The organism is Solidesulfovibrio sp., assembly GCF_029978005.1.
Classification (GTDB): Bacteria; Desulfobacterota; Desulfovibrionia; order Desulfovibrionales; family Desulfovibrionaceae; genus Solidesulfovibrio.
Genome location: NZ_JARKOZ010000194.1, coordinates 1 through 3,457, shown reverse-complemented (window position 1 = coordinate 3,457; position 3,457 = coordinate 1). Strand labels below are relative to the sequence as shown.

At 70.0% G+C, this 3,457-nt stretch carries 3 protein-coding genes; all 3 read left to right on the top strand.

The annotated features are described in order from the left end of the window. The first annotated feature begins 74 nt into the window (after nucleotides 1–74). Nucleotides 75–2,198 carry a ribonuclease catalytic domain-containing protein gene (locus Q1K70_RS20380; protein WP_300163961.1) on the top strand — a complete coding sequence of 708 codons (2,124 nt, stop codon included), beginning with the start codon at nucleotides 75–77 and terminating at the stop codon, nucleotides 2,196–2,198. A gap of 99 nt (nucleotides 2,199–2,297) precedes the next feature. After that, nucleotides 2,298–2,903 (top strand): glycerol-3-phosphate 1-O-acyltransferase PlsY, encoded by a 606-nt coding sequence (gene plsY / locus Q1K70_RS20375; RefSeq protein WP_300163958.1) that lies wholly within the window; start codon nucleotides 2,298–2,300, stop codon nucleotides 2,901–2,903. A 17-nt stretch (nucleotides 2,904–2,920) separates the two neighbouring features. After that, nucleotides 2,921–3,457 (top strand): SGNH/GDSL hydrolase family protein (locus Q1K70_RS20370; RefSeq protein ID WP_300163956.1); only part of this gene is annotated, 537 nt, incomplete at its 3' end.

The following is a 3,457-nucleotide window of genomic DNA, read 5'->3' as shown; positions in this document are numbered from 1 at the left end:
GAACCCCTTTTTCCCAAAAAGGGGTTCCCTCCCCCCCGATTCCTCTTCTCCCTCCCCTAAAGGATATGCATCGCATGGCGTTGGAGCGGTATGCCGGGCCGGGGTGTCTGGTGGAGTACATGCAGGGCAACCAGGCGCAGGTGGCCTGGGTGCTGGAGGAGTCCTCGGGACGGCTGCGGCTGTACACCCTGACCAAGCGCGAGGAGAAGATGGCGCTTTCCAGGGTGCTGCCCTGGATGGGGCCGCGCTACGACGGGGCCAGGGACCGCAGCGAGATCCTGGAGATCCTGGCCGCCTGCCAGACCCGGCGCGAGGCCGCGGCCAAGGCCGTCGACGCCCTGGAGTTGTGGGAGCTGGCCCAGGGCGAGGTGCGCGAGGAGACGGCCCAGTGGTTCGCCGGGCTGGTGGGCGAGAATCCCGACGTGGACGCCGTGGCGGCCATGGGCCGGGCGCTGCTCGGTTGCAAGACGCATTTCAAGTTCCATCCGCCCAAGTTCGAGGTGTTTCCGGCCGAGCTGGTCGAGCGGCGCATGGTCGAGGCGGCCCAGGCCGAGGAGCGCGAGAAGGTGGTCGTGGCCGGCCAGGCCTTCTTCAAGGAACTCTGGCAGGGCTGGCTGTCCGGCGACCGCAAGAAGGCCCAGGGTCTGGCGGCCAGGCTCGACCCCGAGGCGGCCAGGCGTCTGGCCGAGCTCCTCAAGCGCCTCATGGCCGACGCCGAGGACGCCGAGGCGGCGACGCTGTGGGCCATGCTCAGAAAGGGTCTGCCCGAGCATCCCTTCCAGCCCTACATCCTGGCCACCCAGTGGGGCATCGTGCCCCCGCACTACAATTATCTGCTCGACCAGGCCGACTACGCCCCGGGCGACGACTGGTGGAAGCCGTACGCCCCCGAAGTGGCGGCCCTGGAGGCGGGGCTGGCCGCCCAGGCCAGGGAGCCCGAGCCCATCGCCTTCGTCAGCGTGGATTCCCCAACCACCCGGGACATCGACGACGCCTTTTTCGCCGAGGCCCGCGTGGACGGCGGCATCCGTCTGGTCCTGGCCCTGGCCGACCCGGCCCTGGACTGGGATTTCGGCGGCCCCCTGGACACGGCCGTGGCCGGGCGCGCCTCGAGCCTGTACCTGCCGGAAGGCACCTCCCACATGCTGCCCGAGCCCCTGGGCACCGGGCTCTACAGCCTGCGCGCCGGCGAGGTCCGGCCGTCCCTGGTCATGGAGTGGGACTTCGACGTCGCTGGCGAGACGGTGGGTTTTTCCATGCGCAAGTCCTTCGTGCGCATCGCCGAAAATACCACCTACGCCGCCGTGGAGGCGGCCCTGGACGCCCCGGACGCGCCGGAGCACTTCCGCCTGGGCCACCGGCTGGCCACCGTGCTGCGGCAAAAGCGCCTGGAGCGCGGGGCCGTGATCATCGAGCGGCCCGAGCCCGACATCATCCTGTCCGGCTATCCCGAGTCGACGACCGTGGACATGGGGCTTTGCCCGTCCTACCCCCGCTCCCAGCTCATGGTCAGCGAATTCATGATCCTCGGCAACACGGCCGCGGCCCAGTACGCCGTGACCCACGGCGCGGCCATGCTCTTTCGCACCCAGGACGCCGCGCTTTCTCCTGAAATTCGCGGCATCCACGACGATCCGCCCTCCATCCAGCGGGTGGTGCGCGAGCTGCCGCCGACCTTGACCGAGCCCGACCCCAGGCCCCACGCGACGCTCGCCGCGCCGGCCTACGCGCCCGTCACCTCGCCGCTGAGGCGCTACGCCGACCTGGTGAACCTGGCCCAGCTCGAAAGCCTGCTGCGCACCGGCTCCCCGCGCTGGAGCCGGGGCGAGCTCGAGGCCAGGCTGCCGGAACTTTCCGCCCGCATCGAGGCCGTGGGCCGGGTGCAGCGTTTCCGGCCGCGCTACTGGAAGCTGCTCTACCTCCAGCGCACCTGCCGCGAGCGGACCTTCGAGGGCGTGGTGGTGGACCTCGGCGGCGGCGGCTACGTGTCCCTGTCCCTGCCGGACATGCAGATTTACGTCCGGGCCACCCGGGACGCCCTGGGCGACGCAGTTTACATCGGCCAACGGTATGCGCTACGTCTGGGCAAGATCGACCCGCTGACCAACGAGCTGCGGGTCTTCGGCGCGGAGGAGATTCCGGCCCGGCTGCCCGAAGGGGCCGAGGCCTTTTTCATGAACGCCGGCGGAGCTCATTAGGCGCAATGCCTCCGGCGGCCAGGAGGGGGTGACCCCCTCCTGGACCTCCCCGGTAAGGGGAGCCTTTCCGAACCCCACGGACGGGGAAGTGGAGTGCTTATGGGCTTGGGTTTCGTGTTCGCCTGCATTCTGTATCTGGGCCTGACGTATCTGGCGGCCGCCTTTCCCTTCGGCCTGGCCGTGGCCATGGCCGGCTGCGGCATCGACCCGAGGCTCGCCGGCAGCCGCAACACCGGGGCCACGAACGTGACCCGGCTTTGCGGCGCGCGTTACGGCGCGGCCACGCTGCTCCTTGATGTGGCCAAGGGGCTGGTCCCCGTGCTGGTGGCCCGGTGCCTGACCCCGTCGCCGGTCTTCCTGTCGCTGGTCATCGTCACGGCCGTGGCCGGCCACATGTTTTCCGCCTTTCTCTACGGCAAGGGCGGCAAGGGCGTGGCCACCACCATCGGCGTGTTCCTGGGCGCGGCTCCGATCCCGGCGCTTTTGGCCGTGGCCGCCTGCGTGGCCGTCATCAAGCTCACGGGCTTCGTCTCCGCCGGCTCCCTGGTCCTGGCCGCCTCCCTGCCCATCCTCGTCTATTTCCTGGGCCCCTGCTCCCTGACCCTGGCCGCCCTGGTCGTGGCCGTGCTGGTCATCATCAAGCACCGCGAGAACATCGCCCGCCTGCGGGCCGGCCAGGAAAAGCCCTGGCGCAGGAAGGGGTAGGACGCGTCCCCGGACCCATGATTCACGTGCTGTACGCTTTCGCCGCTCTGGTCGCGATCAATCTTCCGGCCATGTGGGGACTGTCCCGGTTGCGCCCCGGCCGGGCGCGCGCCGCCGGCATGGGGACGCTGGTCGCCTTTGACGCCGCCGCCGTCATGCTGCTCGTTCTCGAAGTGGGCATGGCCCTCTTCTTCGCCCAGTCCGACGGCTTCAACCTCACCATGTCCAGCCGCAACTGGTTCGAGCGCCACTGGCGTCCGGTCAACAGCCTCGGCTACCGCGACGCCGAGCCGCGCCCCAAGGCCGCGGGCGAGAAGCTCGTGCTGGTGGTGGGGGATTCCTTCGCCGCCGGCCACGGCATTGACCGGGCCGAGGACCGCTTCGGCGACGTGCTGGGCCGCGACCTCGGCCCGGGCTGGCGCGTGGCCAACGCGGCCAAGATCGGCTGGGACACCGTGGACGAGGACGAGGCCCTGCGCGCCTATCCCGTTCCCCCGGACGTCGTGGTCCTGGCCTACTTCGTCAACGACATCTACCGGGCGGCGGAAAAGGCC